Here is a 19,096-nt window from a genome sequence, read left to right as displayed (position 1 = left end):
TTTTCTTTTTAGGCAAAAAATCCATGGATAAACCAGGCCGAGTTTTCGGCGGCATAGTGGCCTGAGCGGAAAAGCCAGTAGCGGTTCCCTTTTTCATCTTCGACAGTATAATAATCACGGTGTTCTCCTTCTTCCAGCCACCAGGCACGCTCGAGTCTTTCCGGTCCGTCTGCTTTTTTGATGCTGTGACGCACACCCTGGTAGATAAAGAGCATGGGCGGATAATCGGGGATGGGTGCGGTAACTTCGATCCGTTCCGGTCTTGGAAGCAGCTGTATGGGACGGTTCAAGGGATTATAGAAATTTATTCCGCTGTCTTCACTGAGATCTTTAGCCTGTTTAATTGCTCTTTCAGGCCAGTAGTCTGCCCTGGGCAGGTAACGGTGGATGGCATTTTTACCCACTTTTCCAGCTACGCGGTCCAGTAATTCTGCCAGCGGCTGGCTGTCAAGGCCGGCCTGACCGGCCCAGATTTTTTCCTGTGGACGTTCCATTTTTTCGGTCTTTTCAGCACTTAGCGTGAAAAGCTCAATGCCCATACCAGGTGCAATTCCCGAAATGTTGAGTGTAAAGAGTTTCATCAGGTGTATGGGGTCATCACTTGGGCGGTTGGTGCCGATAGCAGTTGATATTGTTTTTCCATCTATCCGGTAACCTTTCAGTACTGCTTTTCTCAGGCCCAATCCTTCTTTTTTAAGTCTTAAACAAAGTTTACCAAGCAGTCTTTCGATGGCAATTTCAATAGCTTTGGCTGTGCGGATAGGTTCCAGGCAGGCCAGCCTTTCTTCAAATTCCTGAATGGTGCTAATTGGGATAAAGGCCTCAGGTTCATCGCCCATGGCCTGTGCTATTTTGATGAGCAGGTTCTCGCCAAACCTTCTTCTTAAGGTGCTGCGGGGCATGTTTATAAAGCGTTCAATCCGGTTTAAGCCCAGTTTGTGCAGTTTTTCGGTGGTTTCACCCGGGATCCTGAGTGCTGCCGGTGGAAGGGGAAGTAAAGCAAAGTGCTGTTGGTATGGTGCTACGATCTCAGCTCCTTTACCATAACGGGACAGTGCCCAGGAAGTGCCAATGGTATCGGCGATTGCCGCTTTTACGGTATAACCTGACGATTGGAGTCTGCTGCTGATATGCTTAAGGTAGGCTTCTTCTCCGCCCCATAAATGACAGCATCCCGTGATGTCAAGCAGGATGCCATCGGGGTCGGTAGAAGAGAGCGGGGTGTAACGGATGGCCCATCTGGCAAGGCCTTCGAGCAGTTTTTCTTTTCTTCCCGGTTTTTCATCAAAGACTTCGAGCTCATGGACAATGGCCCGCGCATCGGCAAGTGGCATTCCGTTATGGATGCCCTGGGCGTTTGCTTCCTTGTTTGTAGCGGTGACCATCATACGTCCGTGACCGGTTCCAGCACATACCATCGCCCGTTCTTTCCATTCCGGGCGGCGGATAGTCTTCCAGTCCGTTAGCAGAAACGGAAACCATATGCTTAAAAATCGTTTTGTCATCTTTATCCTGTCTGCAGTTCATGGATAGGTAAAGCCCTGGTGTTTTCTTTTTGTGGTTGCTCGAATGTGCTGCCAGACCAGCATACTTCAAAGGTGCCACCTTCGCCGTTACGCACTTTTAACAGTTCTGCTTTCCAGCTGGGCTGACCAACACCGGGCATGCCTTCTGGCAGTATGCTGGGCAATGGGCTGATCTTCCAGCGGGCCAAACAGGTGGTATTGGAGAGTATTCTTGGATTTTCCCTTAAGAATAGGGCGGTGACCTTGCTTTTTTCGATCACTAGTTGAAATCTTCTGGAGGTGGCAAAATTCAAGTCCGGGATTTCGGAGACCACAGCAGCGAGTCCTTCGCATTTAAGTGCTTCTTCGGTCACCCATAAGAGTTCTTTTTCGTTTTGCAGGTCGATGAAGATAATAGATGCCGCATTTAGCGAAAATCTTTTGGTTGCCGGCGGGAAGAATTTTCTGGAGGCACTGATCCAGATACAGGGACTGCCGTCCTTCATCAGTGCGGACAGTATCCCGCTGATAAAGCCACTGCTGGCCGCGGTCTGTTCCTGGCTTTCGGATATGAATTCATGGCTACCCTGAAGCGGGAAAGAGCTGCCTGGAAAAGCAGGTGCAAAAAGCTCGAGACCTGAGATGTTGTGCTGACTTTTGGATACGGTCTTATAACCCTGCATGGAAAGGATCTGCTCCCTTAAGCTTTCAATGACCTGTTTTTTTGCTGCCTGTTCCATGATCAACCTCCTTTTTGTTTTTACATGGACAAATATAATGCTAAAAATATTAGCATTTTAAAATTATTTTGCACATTTGTGCTGGATATGGAAACAGCTGAGTTTTTTAGGGAATCAGGACAATCACCAGGGCTGCCAAAAGAGGTGCTGGAGTATATGCCGGGATTTGTTGATGTTGAAGAGGCAGATGTTTTGCTTTTATCTTTTATTTCAACTACGCCCTGGGGTTATCAACTGATTCAATCATTATCATAGATATCATATTCACTACTGGAAAGTACCTCGAATTTTGTGTAAAATTCGCCCCGATGGTAAAACATGTAGGTAACCGGACTGGTCTTTAAGCCTGTCCCCGGTATATGCCAGTCAGATTCACATATTATCTCCATCAATTGGTCTCCAGTAAGATTGCATATCTCTTCATTTTGCACATAAATCAGTATACAGTTGTTTTTTCCTGCGGTCACCAGCCATCCGCGCTGACTGAAATATTCGGCTAGGAGCAAGGCTCTCGCCTTAACATATTCGCTTGACTCATTTATCTCCATGTAAACAAGTTAATGAAAAGCCGGTAAATACAAAAAAAAAATACTTCTGTAAATACCTTTGAGATGGATGTCGTTGGCATTTTGAACAGGGATCGATATTATGGTTCTCCATTAAGATAATAAGATAATGAAAAGGTAATGCCTGACTGATTGTGAAATATAGCGCTTTGATAAAACCTGTATCTGCGGTCAGAAAAGCCAAAAAGGGATAATCTTACAAATTGTTCTAACTCAGCTGGCCGTCCTTTTAATTTGCTCTGACCATTACTTACCGGAGGGCTGAAAGATGTTAGAGGAAGGGGGAGGCTGATGATGGTTTAGTTGGATTAGCAAACTTTAATAGCGCTAACTTATTAAATCTTCGCTTGTTTTCTAAATGGATATTGCTTATTTTTTTTATGGGATTTTTGGGCGATATTTATTTTATGAAAATGCGCCTTTTTTCCCTGCTTCTGATCTTTTCGGGTTTAGCTACGATAGCTGCCGCCCAGACTGCCGGTCCTAATGGGATAAAATTTTTCAAGGGGGACTGGAAATCTCTACTCAAAGAATCTGCAAGGCAAGGCAAACCCATCTTCGTTGATGTTTATACCGATTGGTGCCTGCCGTGTAAGCGCATGGAAAGGGAAGTTTTTGTTTCAAACGAGGTGGCTCAAATCTACAACAGCTCATTTATCAGTTACCGCTTGAATGCCGAACGGGGTGAAGGGATTAAATTAGCCGACAGTTATGCGGTTAAGGCATACCCGACCTATCTTTTCTTAGACACGCTGGGAAATTTAGTTTATAGAAACGGAGATTATCTTAAAGCTTCAGAATTTATAACAGCCGGTAAAGAAGCACTAAATCAGTTTAAGGTGAGGGATCTTGCAGAGATGGAAGCCCGTTTCAAAGATGGAGATAGAAATAAGGATTTTTTGAAGCGGCTGGTTATTAAACGTAGACAGATGGGACTGGATAATGCAGAAATACTTAATGTCTATGTTCCGCAAATTTCGGATGACGAACGAAATGCTGCCAGTACATTACATTTTTTAAGTGAAAACATCGGAAGTACGCCTTCAGATGCACTTGCCGTTATTTTAAAACATATTAATGGGGTTCCTAAAGGTGATCAGCAGCTAGTGGCTCAAAAACTGTATGATAAACTGCTCTATTATGCACTTGGAAGAGCAGTTAAGGACAGAAGAGTTGATGATGCTAAGCATTATTTGACCTATGTTGAAATTTTAAGACCTTTGCTTGCCGAAAAACAACTCCCTTCAGTAGATAATCTCGCCCTGCATTACTACCATACCGCCAGGGATACTTCCGGATTAAAGAAAGTAGGATATAGGATAGCGGAAAAACAGATGTCTATTCCGCTTGATTCAATCAGAGTGAAGGACAAGATATTGTTTGAGCAGGCTATGTGGCCTTTTTTGAGCGGGAAAGAAGATGGTACCAAGATTCCTAATTTTGAGGAAGAAAAAAAACTAGCAGCGGTTCAGTATTCGGCCAATATAGCGACTATCCTGTATACCGTTTCTGATTTTTTTAAACAAGACCTACACAAAAGTGATAAATCGTTGCTCGATGCATTGAAATGGATGCAGTTCGCCAGCCAGATTTATAAGAAGGAAAGTATAGAAAGGCTGCGATCTGAACTTGAGGCAATATCAGCAGGAAAATAAATGTTACTGAGGCTGATTTTTTCTGTTTGAAGTTTTATTCAGCGGAAGGAACATCACTGCTTAACAAAACTGGATAAAAAGGCCGGGAAGAATGAGTCTTTAGATATTCAAGTTTGTATAAGAAATTATCAGATAACGCGCTATTGTACAGTTTGGATAAAAAAGTCTCAACCATATCTACATCCGGAATAGCCATAGCATCAAAAAGGAGCATCCTTTGGAATTCTGTATTGGTATGTAGAATGCAGATATATTTTCCCACAATGTTTATACTGACTACATCATCGGTGTATATAGATTTTCGTATTTCTATATCTTGGGCATATTCTTCTCCAAAATGATTGATGTTTCTAGAAATCTTATCTGGATTTTGGGTATAGCTTAGAAAGCTGTCATTGTTGTTAGCATCTATGTATAATACAATTGGGTTCTGGTTCATAACGGTTTGTTTCTTAAACTTAATAAACCCCTGACTTAAATACAAGTGGTTTTCATATTTTGCAGACTATTGGTCAGAATGGCAAGGTTGCCATACTTTTTATTGCCAATATATAGTGTCCGTATTTTTATTGCTTCCCGGCTTAGATCAGCGTAAATGCGCAGAAGGGCGGATCGGAATTTGCAGGCAATACATCAAAAGTCCAATCCGTCCAATATTGGATAATATCAGCAAAATAATGCCCAAAATTGCGGTAAATTAGACTGCGATATGGAACCATTTGGTTTTGAGAAACTTCCCGAAATCATCCGTCAGTTATTTGAAAAAGTAGAACGGATCGAAGAAATGGTATCAGACCTTAATCCGGCGGATGACGGATCGAGCGACCTTTTAACGGTAAAGGAAGCTGCTGATTACCTAAAGGTTTCCGTGCAATCCCTATACTCTAAAGTCAGTAGAATGGAGATACCGGTAAGCAAGCCGGGCAGACGATTGTACTTTAGCCAATCGGAACTCAAAAATTGGGTCTCAGCTTCCAGACGTAAAACCGCATCTGAAATCATTCACGAATCGCAAAGTAAAAGCAATCACTTGGATAAAAAGGACATATTCATTTAGCTTACGCCAAATTTCTCCTCATTTCTGTGCAGGATAAAAATAGCCGGTCTTTTTTCTTGGCCACCACCGATACTTTCATCTTCAACATCTTTTAGCAAAAGCCTAGCCGCCGCCTGGCGCTTGGTTTTATCCACGATCTTGGCATAAATTTCGGTATTTTTCAGGGAGCGGTGTCCAAGGAGTTTAGATACGGTGTAAATATCAGTACCCAGCTCGAGCTGAAGTGTGGCAAAAGTATGCCTGAAGCTGTGGAAGGTGATATTCTTAAAAATACCCGCAGCAGTACACCAGTTGGTAAAGAATGATTTTAGCTGGCTGTACTTCAGGCCTGGAAAAAGTAAATCTCCCGGTGCCATTCGGTCTCCAAGGCGGGCAACAGCCTGATCCGATATGGGCATTACCTCTGCCTTCTCTGTCTTACCTTGCGAAAACTGAATTTCAAAACTGCCTGGACTACCCCTAAGTTCAGACCAGTGCAACGTACTCACGTCCGACCACCTAAGCCCGGTAAGCCCGGAAAAAATCGCTGCATTTTTCATCAAGTCCGAGCTGGCAGGTGTATCTGCCAAATGCTGGAACTCTTCCATAGTCAGTCTTTCCCGATTCGTTTCTTTTGGTGATATAGGATCAACCATTGCATGCAGATCCAGTGGGATGAGCTTTCGCCTGTAGACATGACGCAATACGGCCCGGAATTTGGCATAATAAGTAACTGCTGTATTCCTTTTGATCGGCCGTCCATAGCGCGAGATCCTGGGGCCGCTCAACAGATAATTTTTGTAATCTTCACAAAGAAAGTCAGAGAGCTCCGGCAGACGCAGATCATGACCGCTAAAGGCAATAAAATAACGCAGTCCCATTTCCCAGTGATCATTCATTGATTTCCGGCGGCTTTTGGACACCTGTCTAAAAATCTCGGTAAAGCTTGCATTTCGATCCTGTTCTGAAATGATCCCAAAGTGCCTGTTCTGTATTTCGATCTGGCGCTGTGCACAGACGGTCTGAGCGGTGAGCAGTGTTTCTTTGTTATGAATGCGCTGCAGTTCATTCTCAGGTTTTGTGAACAGGTATAATTTCAGCGTAACAGAACGCTGGGCTTTTCCGGTCTTACTATTTAAAAACGGAGGATAATAATCCAAATAAAGACTTTGCCTCCCGGTAATAAGATTTTTCCTTCTCAATGTAACGCTTCCCATAACTTATTAACTTTTATAAAATATTTGGTTCAATGCTGATCGAAGTACATAGTTGAACTTTCCGTTAGAGAATACTTCAAGATCATTCCGTTTGATCAGGTCATAAAGTGCCTTTTCTGATATACCAAAATGCTGTTGGGCATCAGTCATACTTATACAGTAAACCAGCGCAGGATTTTTAGCTCTTTCAGTTTGCTGAACCGGCTGAAAATCGACCTGTTTAAAGGCCTTATCCAAATGCTTTCTTTTGATCAGTGTTTTCCGTTTGCTAAGCTGAATTGCTTTGATCCTGCCATTATTGATCTGCTGATAAATTATCCTTTTACTGCAGTGAAGCAGGCGAGCAGCCTGTTTCACCGTAAGGAACTCAGCAGGCAGGTCATTGATCGCTTTTGTACGGGCACTAAGCATCTGTTCATTGCTGGCAGTAATCTTTATATTACGGATTTTTTGTTTGTAGTGCCGCCTGTTACAATTCAGGCTGCAGTACTTCGTGACCGTCGTTTTTGCCAAGAATGTCTTGCCGCAGTGTTCGCAGATTCGTTCAACTGTTATATTGCTACTCATTTCATCCTTTTTTGTCGCATTTGTTGTAGGTCGACAGGACTTTTAGCCCCAGAACATCAGTGGTAATTTCCCCTCAAATAGTGGCTTATTAGCGCCGTTTAATGTTTTTTAGTGTCGTTAAGTGTCGATAAGCGACATCATTTCACCCATGATTTTTTTGGGGAAAATTTCAGTCGCTCGAGCAACAAATGAGCAACAAAAATGCGAAAAATAGTGGTAAACCTCCAAGAAATTGGCGGAGAAATATTAACATAACTTATTAACAATCAGGGTGTTAGTTGTCGTAAGTTGTCGTAATTAGTGGTTGTTTTGGGGGATTATTTGCCGATACAAAAAGTAACCTACCCTTCATTATCAATGAGTTACATTAAATTCTCTGAAAATTGTAGGTTGATTAGGTAGATAATGTGAAAATAAAAGGTAATTAAAAGAAAAGTATTCAAGCTTCATGAAATAACAAGCCCAATTTTCAATCCCAGTTTCTCCTTAAAATCATCAGGGATATCGGTCCAATGAACCGTTAAAATATCAACGAGCTGTTCTCCATTAATTAGACCTATTCTTGGAAAGCCTGGTTCATTGGCAATTTCTTGTGCTCTTTTTTGAAACTCTGCTGTCGTAATAAATGCTCCTTGTCCTCCCGATGGGATATTCGATCGTAAGTTTTTTACTACATTGTGGTTTATCTTTAGGCCAAGTTTATATCTCTTAGCCTGAACAAAAATTTTAATTTTGGCTAAACCCGAAACATCTAATTCACCAGTAGCATCTACACCACCATCTCCAACTCTACCTGTATGTTCTGAACCTTCAAAACCCATTGCTGATAGGATATGGGTAACTAAAATTTCAAATTCTTTGTCGTGTAATTCTAATATCTTGCCTAAAACCGATTTATAATAATCAAGCTTAACCTCTTTTTCTAATTTTGGGATTAAATCATTTCTTCCGATAACTTCAAAAAAATTATTTTTATGATTAACAGCAAATACAGTTAATGAAGATCGCATTGTATTTTGAAAAGGGACAGAAAATTCACTTCTCAATATAGGTTTCTTCTCCCATTTTACTTTTTTTCTATGTCTATATGGACAATTATCTTCATCTGCGTAATAATAGCTATCTTTTTCAATAGTACCATAATATAAAAAATCAGTATCACTAGATGGTGTAATTACAAATGTTCCTTCTTGCAATTCTAACAAAAATCTTGCTATCTGACCTACTTGTTGACCAATCACAACATTACTGATATCATTCGGGTATTCAGCTTTGTATAATGGATATAAATCATCTTTCGATTGAATATGAGATAAATTTGTCCCCCATAGCCAACCAATCCCCACGTAGCCTCCGTTAATAAATTCATGAGCATATTTGCCAAAATCGGCTCTTACACAATATATTTTATCCATTTTATCTTAATCTATATTTTATAAATATTCTTTCAGAATCTACGCCTCTTCTTCATAATAGATTTTGTAATACTTTCTTCCGTTTTCGTCTATACCTTGCTCTATTAATTGTCGGTTTCCATGGATATATATGTCGAAATTTTTATCAAGCTTTAGTATATTTTTGAAAACCCTAGCTTGTTTCTTGACAGCTTGGGCAGATATTTCAAAATTGTCTAAAAGTTCTACCTCGTTTTCTTGTCTATAAGTTTGATCAAATTTTCGAAATGACTCTATTACATTGCTACTTGCAAAAACTTCTTCCTCAAATTCTTTCTTATCAAAAGTTTCGTGTTTTTTGAAATAATCTACCGAACGATTTAAAAAATCTATTTTGTCCGCTTTACTTACCTCAAAGTCTTCTTCTAATTGTTTGGTCACAAATTGTTTTGTAATACCTAAAAATTGATTCGTTTGGTGAAAATCATTTTTGATTGGTTGAATACCTAAGAATTCATCTTTCCAATATTGAGCTTCTGAGCTTCTGTTAGTGTTGTCAACGACAGAAATTATAAAACCATTTTCTTTCCCAGTATTAAAGATTAGGCATCCTTTATCTAATTTATTTACATTTATTCCTTTTTCATCTGTCAATTCAAATCCATTTTCTTTATTATTAACTTTAAGGATAGTTTCTTTGTTTTCTGATTTAAAAATCCCAATACAGTCAACTATTTCATCATTAATTTTGCAATCGTTGAAATAAATTATGCATAACTCACCACTTTTTATTTGTGGATGAGTACTCTTGTCATATAAATATCGACCTGCATTTTGTGATTGTTCAATAAATGATTCTTTGTTTTTAAAAATAGAACTTACGAATTGATAAACAGGATTGAGGTCTAAATTTGGAAGAAAAAAGAAGCGATATAATTCCTCAAACTTAAAGCTATTATTTGCCAATTGTCTGATATGTTCTTCAATTTTATCAAAATCAGTAAGAATATCAGCAAAACGCACACCGTCTCCGTTGTTCTTATTACCAATAAAATGAACAATAAATTTATTAATTTGACCTAATGTTATATTTTGCATAATTAGTTGTTGTAAATCTCATTTGGAATTAATCCTTTCCCGTCTATAAATTCATCCACAGTATGGAAGTATGATAAGTTGTTGTCTATCCAATATTCTTTGGATGCGTGTTCTACCATAATAATTTGAAAATGCTTCTTCTTTTCGAAATTGATGTATCCAACAAAAGAATCCAATAATTTAAAAGCATCAAGTAGTTTTGCTTTATCATCATTTTTCCCTTCGTAATATGGCGTACTTGGTTGGTCAATAAATAAAAATTCAGGTATGTGGTCCTGCTCAATATTTAATACGTGCTCGTGTAAACCTAAATAGAGACATAGATGCATAAACATGTAATTTGATGCACTTCCAACGTTATCTAATGCAAAAATCTGTCCATCAGGTATTAATTGTAAAATCATTTTTTCACTACTAAACTCAACTCGACTATTATTGTATTTTGCCAAAGAGCTTAATTGGTTGAAATTTCGCTGAATACTTTGGTTTAAAAGTGTTTTCATTGAAAATTTTATTTGTGAGGTTTCTTGCGGTACTTTTAATAATCTTTCTTTTTCTTCGTTCAAGCTATTTAGTTTGATTGTATCAATAGGCTTAATTACTTCTCTTTTTAAAATTTGTTCGTACGCATGCTTGATTTCTCCAAGTATAATAAACTTTTCTCCTTCTGATTGATAATTTTTCTTAATCTCGTTAAGTTGAACTATTCGTTTGTCAATTTCCTGAATTTGTGCGCGCAATTCCTTTACATCACCTGTAACTTTTAAAGGTTCTGCGATTTTTTTTGAAAGGTTTGCTTTAATATTTTTCAAAGAAGATTCTAAAGACTCTACAAATAGTTTTGTTTCGTATGAATCCACTAATTGGTCGGATAATTTTTGACTTAAAAATTCGATAGGTTGTAGACTATCAGCAGATTTATTTAAGTTTTTTTTATATAAATCATATTCTCTTTGATATTGGCTTATAGCATTAACTTGTGCTTGCAATTCATTCTTATTTTTGTACAAGCCATTAACTTCTGAAAACAATTTTGAATTTTCTGCAACCTTTTTTGTATTATCTATAATGTCTTTAATTGTCAATATTGCATTATCTACATCATCGAAAGAATCGGAGTATTCAATGAAATTGTATGTTTTGCACTTTTCAATTAAGCTGAATATTTCTGTTTCAAAATTTTTGATTTTATTTTGATTACCTTTTTCTTGATTTTGAATTGTCTTTAACCCATTTTCGATTTCCTGTAAACGCTCAATGGCTTTAATATTCTCCATATCATTTACACCTATAACCAAATCAAAAATGTGGCTCAAAGCTTTATCATATTCTTCTTTTCCATAAAACGTGGTGTCAAAATACGTTTCAGGTGCATCAATAATAGTTTGCGTTAATGAATTGAAAAGTAGAAAATGCCTATACGAAATATTGAAAGTTGTTTTGCCTAATCCTTTTCCAAATGGAAATCTTAAATTATCACTAATCCCAAATTCTTCATCTAAGATTGCCTTTATTTCTGCTATTTCTCCATTGTTTGAAGGTGTGTTAGGGAAAGAACCTAAAGCGAAAAAAACATCTGCAGAAACAGAGCCGTTACTTGGTGTTTTTCGAACTATCGACATTTCCTTGCCATTTATGGTAAAACGAATTCCAAACCATAAAACCTTGTCGATAATTTCAGTTGGAACTGTTACTTTGCCAGATAAAAGACAATAATCAATAATATTCCAAAAGCTTGTTTTACCTGTTGTAGAATCACCAGTTATTACATTTACCTTGTTAGGCAAAAATTGATAGTTTTTAGGTTCAGTATTCTCATCCTTAAACCAAAGCTTTATTTCGTGAAGTATAAATTTCATAATTGTACTTTTAGGATTTTGTAAAGTTGAATGGTAGAATATTTTTCTATCATTGATAAAAATGTTGGAATAACTTCCCGTATTTTATTAAATCTGTCGCCTAAAGTTTTATCATCAGAATCTAATGCAACACTTATTACGATTTCACTTCCTATATTTATTTGATTACTAGCATTTAATATTGTCAAAGAATTAATTGTAACTGGTAACAGTGATAAATATCTTTTGTTGAATGATGCAAATAATCTTGGCTGATCTTTTATCATTTCCTCTAATACCAATTCAGTGTCTTGCTTTTTTGACAAATAACTAACTGTTCGATCATCTAATAAAAATGGTAAGACCAAACAGGAACGAGCAATATCCAGGCCTTCAATTTTATTCAATATCGACAAGAAGACACAACTTGCAATTGCTTCATTATTATACACATAGTAGACCTCTTTCATTCTTTTTTGTATTTATTATTCCAATCAAAATGCCAGCCTAATTCCAAATTATCAGATAAAGTGTAATAATATCCATTACTAAATTCAATCCCTAATGCTGAGAAACCTTGTATTGACAAATCTTGCTTTCTTATATAATCAACTATTTCGATTCCTAAACTTTTAATATCATCTTCTAAATCCTCAATAGAAGAACCATTATTAATTTGACGTTCAATCTGTCTATATTTTGATCTAAACTCATTTATCCATATTTGAATGCTATTTCTTTTAAATTCTTCTATGTCTGTGGGAAGTACAAAGTTCTCATCTGACCAATATGAAAATTCATTCAAAAATTTGAGCATATGAGTTGTGTAATCTCTAATATAATTTGAACCACTTTGTATTTCTCCAATATCAATTAATTGCTTTACAAAAACCTGACTTTCCAAATCATCGGGCAGTAGAACAGGCAAATTTCTTTTAGGGAGTGGTTTAAGTTCGGTTGCTACCTTAAAACATTTCCCAAACCGTTTTCCAAAATCTTCGCCAGAAATTTCAAATCTTTGACCAGCTTTTATATCTAAATACTTTGCTGAATTCAAATTTGATGATAAGCTTTCAAATATGGGGTCAACTAAGTTTTCTTGATAGAATTTTTCAAGTATTTTTTTCTTAATCTTATCAATAATTTCATCCTCACCTGTTTCTATCGTTAATTTCTTTAAAAATACCCCAAGCTTACTTTTGCTTAGTTTGGTAACTTTTTTAAAGTATTTTTTGAGTGTTTCGTCTTGAGTTTTACTTGCCAATTCATCTATTTTCAACTTGACCACATCAGAATTATTATCTGTCTTGAATGTATTAAGTGTCGTTATAAAATCATTGTTATTTTCACTTTTATTCGTTACTAAAATAAAAGTATGTTTATTGAGAAAATCAGAACTTTTATCTGCATTAATAAAATCAATCCAAGTGGACAGCGTTTTCCATAAGTCAATATCTAAATCGGTTAAATTCTGAGGATTGCCTTTTGAATTTTTTATGATTGTATGTTTCGCCTGATACAATGTTGTTGTTCCATCTTCTTTATCAATATGCACATCATCCTTAACTTCAAATCCAATTTTTTGACCGAATTTGAGGTCAAGTGCTAGAAGCATAAAGTAATAGAATTGATAGTCGAATCCTATTGCCTGTGGTCCAGCAGTGTGTTGCTCTTGTATCGTTTTTATAGCACTCATACTTACCCTTTAATTTATGTAGATTGATGTGTAGACTGTATCTTAAAGCTCAATATCTTTGAAACAAGGATTTATTTAAATCTTCTATTTTTAGTTCTTTTCTTATTTCTACATTTATCTTATTGGCAAGCTCTAGTTGTCTGTCATAATATGACTCTAATACTTCCTTTGCCTTTTCTAAAGTAAGAGCATCGTCATAATACCCATAAAGATTTTCCGTAAATCTTTGTAAAATCTCCACGGTAGATGGAAGAAAAAATATAGAATACTTAGTTATTAACAAGTCTCCCTGTAAAATCGACTTATCTATTTGTTCTTTAATTACCTGTAGTCGTTTATCTGGCATCGTTTCTTCATGCCTAATAGCGTTATCAAAATCATTGATAACTTCTCTAAGTTTTGCGAAAAGATTTTCAAATTCATATACAATAGAAGAATAAGCATCAATTTTCAACTTGAAAAAATGATTTTCTAATTCATTCTTTTTGTTTCTTTGATATGTTTTAACTAAAATGGTAGCTGTTATTACCGTTATAGTTAGTGTACATAGTTGAACACATTCGGTAAGTGTAAACCGTAAAAAAAGAAATAAAATACCTATCATCTGTATTTTAAATGATTAATATTTTTACTCCAAAAATCAATACAGTTTGCAATTTGCTGAACTTCAAATAACCCCTCCCTTTTCAATTTTGACCAGCTTCCATAGCCCAGTTTTTCGGCAAGTTTATAAAAGCCATTTCCTTCTGTTCCATCAGATAATCGCAATACCAAGGAACTCAATAAAGGTCTTTCACATTGATACTCATGTAAAGAAATTTGCTCTAATATTTGTGCTATTTGATTTCTATGATCGGGATTAGACATATCTAATTTCAAACCACAATCATTACTTAGCTCTTGATAGCCTACAATTTGATTAGATTTTCTTCTAGCAACATCTATTAGATAGGTTCTAACAGTTTGGTTCATTTTATATTTGAGTAGTTAATTTAATATTCACGAATGTGCAAAAAGAAATCACAAAAAACAAGTTTCTATTTTACACTATACCAAATAAAAAAATTGACTAAAGAAAAATGATTGCCCCTCATCAGTTTAACAGTACCCGGACAATAACACTATATAAACTAGAATTTTATTGTTGAAAAAGTCTTAACATCATATTAAAAATATACTCTCTATTGAAATAATCAAAGAAATTAACTGTTTGATTTTTTCATCCTCAAGACTTTCGAACAGCTCTTTACTAAAGAAAAAGTGTTCACCTTCTTCAATTGTATCAGACCATTCTTTAAGTTCTCCTGTGATAGCTAAATCAAAAATCTTTTGAATCAGTTTTTCCTTTGTCTCAATTAAGATTTCAAATGTTTCAGAAATATTGGTTTGATAATCATTCATACATATATTAGAGAGTGGAACTATCTTAATTTCCATCTCCCTAAATATAAAAAGAAGTGTCCAGTTATATTGTAATAACTTAAAAAGGCATTAGATTCCTTTGATTTAAAACATTTATTCAGCGTAAGTGATAAAATATCTTACCCTAGGGAAAAACCTGTTTAAAACAAAAATTTAAATATTGTGTGTTTAAACAAAAAAATAAGAACCTTTAGTTAGTACATTCCAAACTAAAATTTTTAACAAAATAGGTATTTTATCATTATTTTAACTTCTTAAACTCCATTGTACTATTTTTCCCTATAAAGAGAATCAAGTGTTCTGTAGAATCAACATATTTGGCCTCCATTTTTGCATTCACACCAACTAAAGTATTTTCATCCTGTTTGCTTAATATCAGGTTATTACCAGTATATAACTTAAAGGAATACGTTTCTTCGCTGTTCTCCATTTTTGTTAAAGGTTGAATTATGCCATCCATAGAATGATCATTTTGATTTTCAGTGAAATTATTGGCAACAACAATCCAGTTTCCAACAAATTTTTGATCAGTTGTTAATGGTTCTGTTTTAGTAGAGTTGTTTTTGCATGAAAATAAAAATAGTAGACATGTAATGCAGTAAAAATAATTTCTCATCGTATTTAATATTATTAATTGAATAATTTATGCGCTAATTATTGTAAATAAAGTTCTTTCGTTCTGGCGGAATCAATCATAATGTAATCAAGTAATTGCCAGCCATGATCACGTTTTTCAAAGTATGCTTTCCCGACAACCTTAAATCCCCAACCTGTTTTAGTAAAACTTTGCTCGGTAGAATCCGTACACTCAGAAATTCCAAAGTGTAAATGATCGGACGGCTCTGTTAAACCCTTTGAAATATATGAAGCTAAAGCCCCTTTTGACGGAGCAATTCTCCAGCAACAATTTCTCTTTGCGCCTATGAAGCCTGTAAACTGGAGTTCATAGACCATGTTTCCATTTTGAATTTCTTTACCATCGATCTTTTCGAAACTATCAAATTGTAAAAGCCCTTTAGATGCTGTATCAACATCGTGGTAAATCCTATCGATTGTAGCACGATTTCTTGTTTGATCATCTAAACATCCTGCCATTAGTACCGAAAAAGTGAGAATGCTAAATAAATAGTTTTTTTTCATTGTGTAATTTTTGGTCTAAATATATAAATAATTTAAGAGTACATGTACACGTGTATAAAAAACTATGGATTCCGTCCTTAGCCATTAATGGCAAATACTATTAATCCATCTGAAATTGAATTATTTGTAATCTCTCGTATCAAAAAAATGAGAGTCGATGCAGGTATGTCACAGGCGAGCTTTGCTCTCGAGATGAATCTATCTTATGGTTTTATCGGACAAGTAGAAAACCCAAATAGAAGAGCTAAGTATAATTTGAACCATCTTAATCAGGCCGCCAAGGTATTTAAATGCTCTGTTAAAGATTTCTTTCCAGAAAATCCATTCTAAGAGGGATTATGGCTTATGGATATGCCAATGAAACTGCTGCATTTCGTTAATTCTAGTACTTTATTTTGCACAAATGTTTTCCAAAATATTTCAGCTTTGCAACATATGCCTCATAATTTTTAGCCTTATTTTTTATTGATGCCGAGGTAGCATCAATGTAGTTATATTGATTAATATATTCATAAATAGCTTCATTTGCCTCAGAGCTGATGCCTACAACATCAATTAAGTTACTATGGGCTAAACATACTGCTGTATTTTGTTGAATTGCAGCTACCACTTTATTAAATAATTCATTTGCTACAGATGGATGTACTCGATTTTCATTTTGCTGCCATTCGATAACAGCTGTTTGGATTAGTCCGTAGAATGTTGCAAAGTCGGCTGTTGTATCAACCCCATGGTTAGTGATTCTGAATTTCTCTATACTATCTATCGCTTTACCAGCGGCTTGATTTCTTTTGCCATTGTGTTTTTGAATATTATCAATAATTTCCTTCGCTTCACCAATAAAGCTCTCATGCGTTTCTTCTAAATGGTACATTGTACTCCAAAAATCACTAAAACATTGTATTCGTATTGGATCAGCCCTAAAGAATATGTTTTCAGGGCCTACAAAATAAGCTTTATATAATTCATGATATTTAATTGAAACAATTGCGTTTAATTGGGGAATGGATTTGTGCCTTACAATTTTTGGTTCACTGGAGTCAATATTTAAGAAGTTGTCAAAAAGTTTGATGCCGTTTATCTGTTCCTCCAGAGCGCTTATGATAGCAGTAATATTAAACTTAACCAACCGCCTGTTAAAGGCTCGCTCACTATATTTTGTTAATTCTTTTATTAAACCGTTAACCAAGAAACCGCAGGCAAAAACTGAAATTGTAATAATGACCGTAAGTATGGTATCAATTTTCACAAATTGCCCCTTGATAATTTCGAATGTAGAAGAATCCATATTAAAATATCATTTTTTTTCATCGAGTACAGACTCAATACATTTTTTGCCAATTTCTGAAGCAACATCTTCCGGAAGTTTCGAAAAACCATTAGGGTAGCGAGTTTTCAGTTTCTGAATAACACAAGAATTGAATTTATCACGTGCCTCTTTTGAGAGAACACTCAATTCTTTCTGGCTATTGAAATAATTCTTTACAAAATCCTCGCTTGCTTCTGTCCATTTAAAATTTAAAGTCATATTTTCAAGACAGATAGCACCGATTTCTTTACCTATTACTTTGGCCTGATCTGGACTTACTTTACTAGGATCTGGCATTTTAACTTTAAACTTTTCTATACAGCAAATTGTGTAGTCAGTCGCCTGCGAATCGGATAGCCCGATAGTCTTACCTAAATTAAAGATTTGTACAGTAAACTGCACTTCCTGTTTTTTTGACCATTGTGCAGACGCACAAAAGCTAATCCCAATGAGGAAAAGAAAGATTTTGGTTGAGAGTAGTTTCATTAGTTATAAGGGTTATCACCAAAAGTATAAAAATTGATTAAGTCTTCACTCGATTATTTCATATTTTCTCGGTTACTTTTTAACTTAAAATATAACCTACCATTTATTTTCAATAAGTTACAATAAATCGTATTAAAAATATTGGATTTATGTGTGTTTCTGCGATATTTGAACGATTAATCAAGTCAACTTATATACCACGAAACGAAATCGAGAATACACACATATTAAAGATGGACTTACCAAATCCTACGAAATTCATTTTAAGAAGTTTTCCTGTTTATAAGCCGTACTGATGAGAGTAATTCCCAAAAAGAAGAATGCGGCTAGGCAAATGCTTTAATCATATATTGGAGATACAAATAATCCCAAGAAATAATATAGGAAGATTGTTTAATTATTATCGCCTTTTCGTTTTTAACGATAATAGCGGAACGAGACACGATGATCTGATATCTCTAATAAATTTCATTAACCTTTATCATAGTAAGGTCCATGAAGTTTGTATAATCTTGAATTAATTTGGAATTATCCGTTTCTGCTCTTGATACAATGGCGATTCACGTTCCTTGGCCCTTTTTTCGATGTAGTCTTCAAGAGCCTTACGATCTGTTTGAACTGTGAGACATCTATTGCAAATTTGACACTGATAAATCCGATCCACAGCAGTTGGTTTTAATCCCTCATTTTTGCAATCAGGATTTTTACAACAAGGAGTAATATGCTTAACCTCATGCTCTTTAATCAAGTCATTATATATCCATTCCCACCTAAATACAATACCATTGATCTTTTCGGCAACATAATCAAGTTTTCTTTGGAGACGATTTTTTGCTTGTAAAGCCATGAACTTGTCAATTGAGATTCCATCAACTCTAACGCCGGTAGCATTCGAAGATTTTGTTTTTAAATGATCATCTGTTGTTTTATCGAAAAACATTGAAAAAATACGTGGAAGAGTCAAACAGATCAATCCGACTACAATATACCATAATCGGATGGGAAAGTTAATGGCATATATAAAACCACTTTTAACAAATTCGTACCATTCTCCCATGGTTGACAGAATAGGCGTTTTTGTATACCAATCATATCCAAGCTTTATAATCCAAAGAATTCCGGCTACAACTAGACCGCCTATAACATTGGAATATGGAGGTGTTTTCCACCATTTAGTTTTTTCTGTCCCCATTTACTGATTGAACATGTTGCAAGTTACGTATTCAGATTAGTCAAATATAAATATTACCAAGGAAATTTAAATAGTAAACAGATGGTACTAAATGCAAATTTGTTAGGCTAGATCTATTGCCATATATGACTTTGCCAGTCTCCGCGTTCATTTCAAATAATTTAAGCATTTCGGTTTTAATAATGGCGAGGCGAAAAATTACGCAGATCAATATTTTAATAGTGCTTTTAGTTGG

The 19,096-nt window shown here is 35.7% G+C and carries 22 protein-coding genes; 4 read left to right on the top strand and 18 right to left on the bottom strand.

Going from position 1 to position 19,096, the window contains the following annotated elements; all coding sequences use genetic code 11:
• Positions 1-8: 8 nt before the first annotated feature.
• Both H9N25_RS10455 and H9N25_RS10450 read right to left on the bottom strand, forming a co-directional pair.
• Positions 9-1,505, bottom strand: a complete 1,497-nt coding sequence (locus H9N25_RS10455; protein WP_190328844.1) for a Y-family DNA polymerase — start codon at positions 1,503-1,505, stop codon at positions 9-11.
• Positions 1,506-1,507: 2 nt separating this feature from the next.
• Positions 1,508-2,245 (bottom strand): ImuA family protein, encoded by a 738-nt coding sequence (locus tag H9N25_RS10450; RefSeq protein WP_190328843.1) that lies wholly within the window; start codon positions 2,243-2,245, stop codon positions 1,508-1,510.
• 24 nt (positions 2,246-2,269) lie between these two features.
• Between H9N25_RS10450 and H9N25_RS10445 the strand changes: the two genes are divergently transcribed.
• Entirely contained in the window at positions 2,270-2,500 is a 231-nt protein-coding gene (locus H9N25_RS10445; RefSeq protein ID WP_190328842.1) for a hypothetical protein, read from the top strand.
• 691 nt (positions 2,501-3,191) lie between these two features.
• Positions 3,192-4,466 (top strand): thioredoxin family protein, encoded by a 1,275-nt coding sequence (locus H9N25_RS10440; protein WP_190328841.1) that lies wholly within the window; start codon positions 3,192-3,194, stop codon positions 4,464-4,466.
• A 34-nt stretch (positions 4,467-4,500) separates the two neighbouring features.
• Here H9N25_RS10440 and H9N25_RS10435 read toward each other — a convergent pair whose 3' ends face one another.
• On the bottom strand, positions 4,501-4,905 hold the full coding sequence (locus H9N25_RS10435) for a hypothetical protein (protein ID WP_190328840.1): 405 nt from the start codon (positions 4,903-4,905) through the stop codon (positions 4,501-4,503).
• 270 nt (positions 4,906-5,175) lie between these two features.
• On the opposite strand from H9N25_RS10435, the gene H9N25_RS10430 reads away from it, so the two are divergent.
• Entirely contained in the window at positions 5,176-5,523 is a 348-nt protein-coding gene (locus H9N25_RS10430; protein ID WP_167294626.1) for a helix-turn-helix domain-containing protein, read from the top strand.
• Here H9N25_RS10430 and H9N25_RS10425 read toward each other — a convergent pair.
• From H9N25_RS10425 to H9N25_RS10370, 12 genes are all read right to left on the bottom strand, one after another.
• Positions 5,520-6,719 (bottom strand): tyrosine-type recombinase/integrase, encoded by a 1,200-nt coding sequence (locus H9N25_RS10425; protein WP_190328839.1) that lies wholly within the window; start codon positions 6,717-6,719, stop codon positions 5,520-5,522. The two genes, H9N25_RS10430 and H9N25_RS10425, sit on opposite strands and share 4 nt — an antisense overlap.
• A gap of 6 nt (positions 6,720-6,725) precedes the next feature.
• Positions 6,726-7,286: a helix-turn-helix domain-containing protein gene (locus H9N25_RS10420; protein ID WP_190328838.1), complete on the bottom strand. Its 561-nt coding sequence runs from the start codon at positions 7,284-7,286 to the stop codon at positions 6,726-6,728.
• A 446-nt stretch (positions 7,287-7,732) separates the two neighbouring features.
• Complete coding sequence (locus H9N25_RS10415; RefSeq protein ID WP_190328837.1) at positions 7,733-8,701, bottom strand: restriction endonuclease; 969 nt, start codon at positions 8,699-8,701, stop codon at positions 7,733-7,735.
• A 39-nt stretch (positions 8,702-8,740) separates the two neighbouring features.
• Positions 8,741-9,778, bottom strand: coding sequence for a nucleoid-associated protein (locus tag H9N25_RS10410; RefSeq protein WP_190328836.1), 1,038 nt, complete (start codon positions 9,776-9,778; stop codon positions 8,741-8,743).
• 2 nt (positions 9,779-9,780) lie between these two features.
• Positions 9,781-11,637, bottom strand: coding sequence for a DUF3732 domain-containing protein (locus tag H9N25_RS10405; protein ID WP_190328835.1), 1,857 nt, complete (start codon positions 11,635-11,637; stop codon positions 9,781-9,783).
• Positions 11,634-12,086, bottom strand: coding sequence for a three component ABC system middle component (locus H9N25_RS10400; RefSeq protein WP_190328834.1), 453 nt, complete (start codon positions 12,084-12,086; stop codon positions 11,634-11,636). Before H9N25_RS10400 ends, H9N25_RS10405 begins: the two co-directional genes overlap by 4 nt.
• Positions 12,083-13,312: a hypothetical protein gene (locus H9N25_RS10395; protein ID WP_190328833.1), complete on the bottom strand. Its 1,230-nt coding sequence runs from the start codon at positions 13,310-13,312 to the stop codon at positions 12,083-12,085. Before H9N25_RS10395 ends, H9N25_RS10400 begins: the two co-directional genes overlap by 4 nt.
• Positions 13,313-13,361: 49 nt before the next feature.
• The gene (locus H9N25_RS10390) at positions 13,362-13,916 is read right to left on the bottom strand and encodes a hypothetical protein (protein WP_190328832.1); all 555 of its coding nucleotides are present in this window, start codon (positions 13,914-13,916) and stop codon (positions 13,362-13,364) included.
• The gene (locus tag H9N25_RS10385; protein WP_190328831.1) at positions 13,913-14,284 is read right to left on the bottom strand and encodes a hypothetical protein; all 372 of its coding nucleotides are present in this window, start codon (positions 14,282-14,284) and stop codon (positions 13,913-13,915) included. The genes H9N25_RS10390 and H9N25_RS10385 overlap by 4 nt, the downstream gene beginning before the upstream one ends.
• A 189-nt stretch (positions 14,285-14,473) precedes the next feature.
• Positions 14,474-14,749, bottom strand: coding sequence for a hypothetical protein (locus H9N25_RS10380; protein WP_190328830.1), 276 nt, complete (start codon positions 14,747-14,749; stop codon positions 14,474-14,476).
• A 226-nt stretch (positions 14,750-14,975) separates the two neighbouring features.
• Entirely contained in the window at positions 14,976-15,350 is a 375-nt protein-coding gene (locus H9N25_RS10375; RefSeq protein WP_190328829.1) for a hypothetical protein, read from the bottom strand.
• Between the two features lie 38 nt (positions 15,351-15,388).
• Positions 15,389-15,874, bottom strand: coding sequence for a hypothetical protein (locus tag H9N25_RS10370; RefSeq protein ID WP_190328828.1), 486 nt, complete (start codon positions 15,872-15,874; stop codon positions 15,389-15,391).
• 87 nt (positions 15,875-15,961) lie between these two features.
• Between H9N25_RS10370 and H9N25_RS10365 the strand changes: the two genes are divergently transcribed.
• On the top strand, positions 15,962-16,204 hold the full coding sequence (locus H9N25_RS10365; RefSeq protein ID WP_190328827.1) for a helix-turn-helix domain-containing protein: 243 nt from the start codon (positions 15,962-15,964) through the stop codon (positions 16,202-16,204).
• Positions 16,205-16,256: 52 nt separating this feature from the next.
• Here H9N25_RS10365 and H9N25_RS10360 read toward each other — a convergent pair whose 3' ends face one another.
• From H9N25_RS10360 to H9N25_RS10350, 3 genes are all read right to left on the bottom strand, one after another.
• On the bottom strand, positions 16,257-17,162 hold the full coding sequence (locus H9N25_RS10360) for a hypothetical protein (RefSeq protein ID WP_190328826.1): 906 nt from the start codon (positions 17,160-17,162) through the stop codon (positions 16,257-16,259).
• A 9-nt stretch (positions 17,163-17,171) separates the two neighbouring features.
• Positions 17,172-17,669, bottom strand: a complete 498-nt coding sequence (locus tag H9N25_RS10355; RefSeq protein WP_190328825.1) for a hypothetical protein — start codon at positions 17,667-17,669, stop codon at positions 17,172-17,174.
• Between the two features lie 517 nt (positions 17,670-18,186).
• A complete protein-coding gene (locus H9N25_RS10350) occupies positions 18,187-18,861 on the bottom strand; it encodes a hypothetical protein (protein WP_190328824.1) in 675 nt (224 codons plus the stop codon).
• Between the last annotated feature and the right edge of the window lie 235 nt (positions 18,862-19,096).

This window comes from Pedobacter riviphilus, assembly GCF_014692875.1.
In the GTDB taxonomy this organism is placed as follows: domain Bacteria; phylum Bacteroidota; class Bacteroidia; order Sphingobacteriales; family Sphingobacteriaceae; genus Pedobacter; species Pedobacter riviphilus.
The sequence above is the reverse complement of the archived record's forward strand: the minus strand, read 5'-3'. Positions and strand labels throughout refer to the sequence as shown.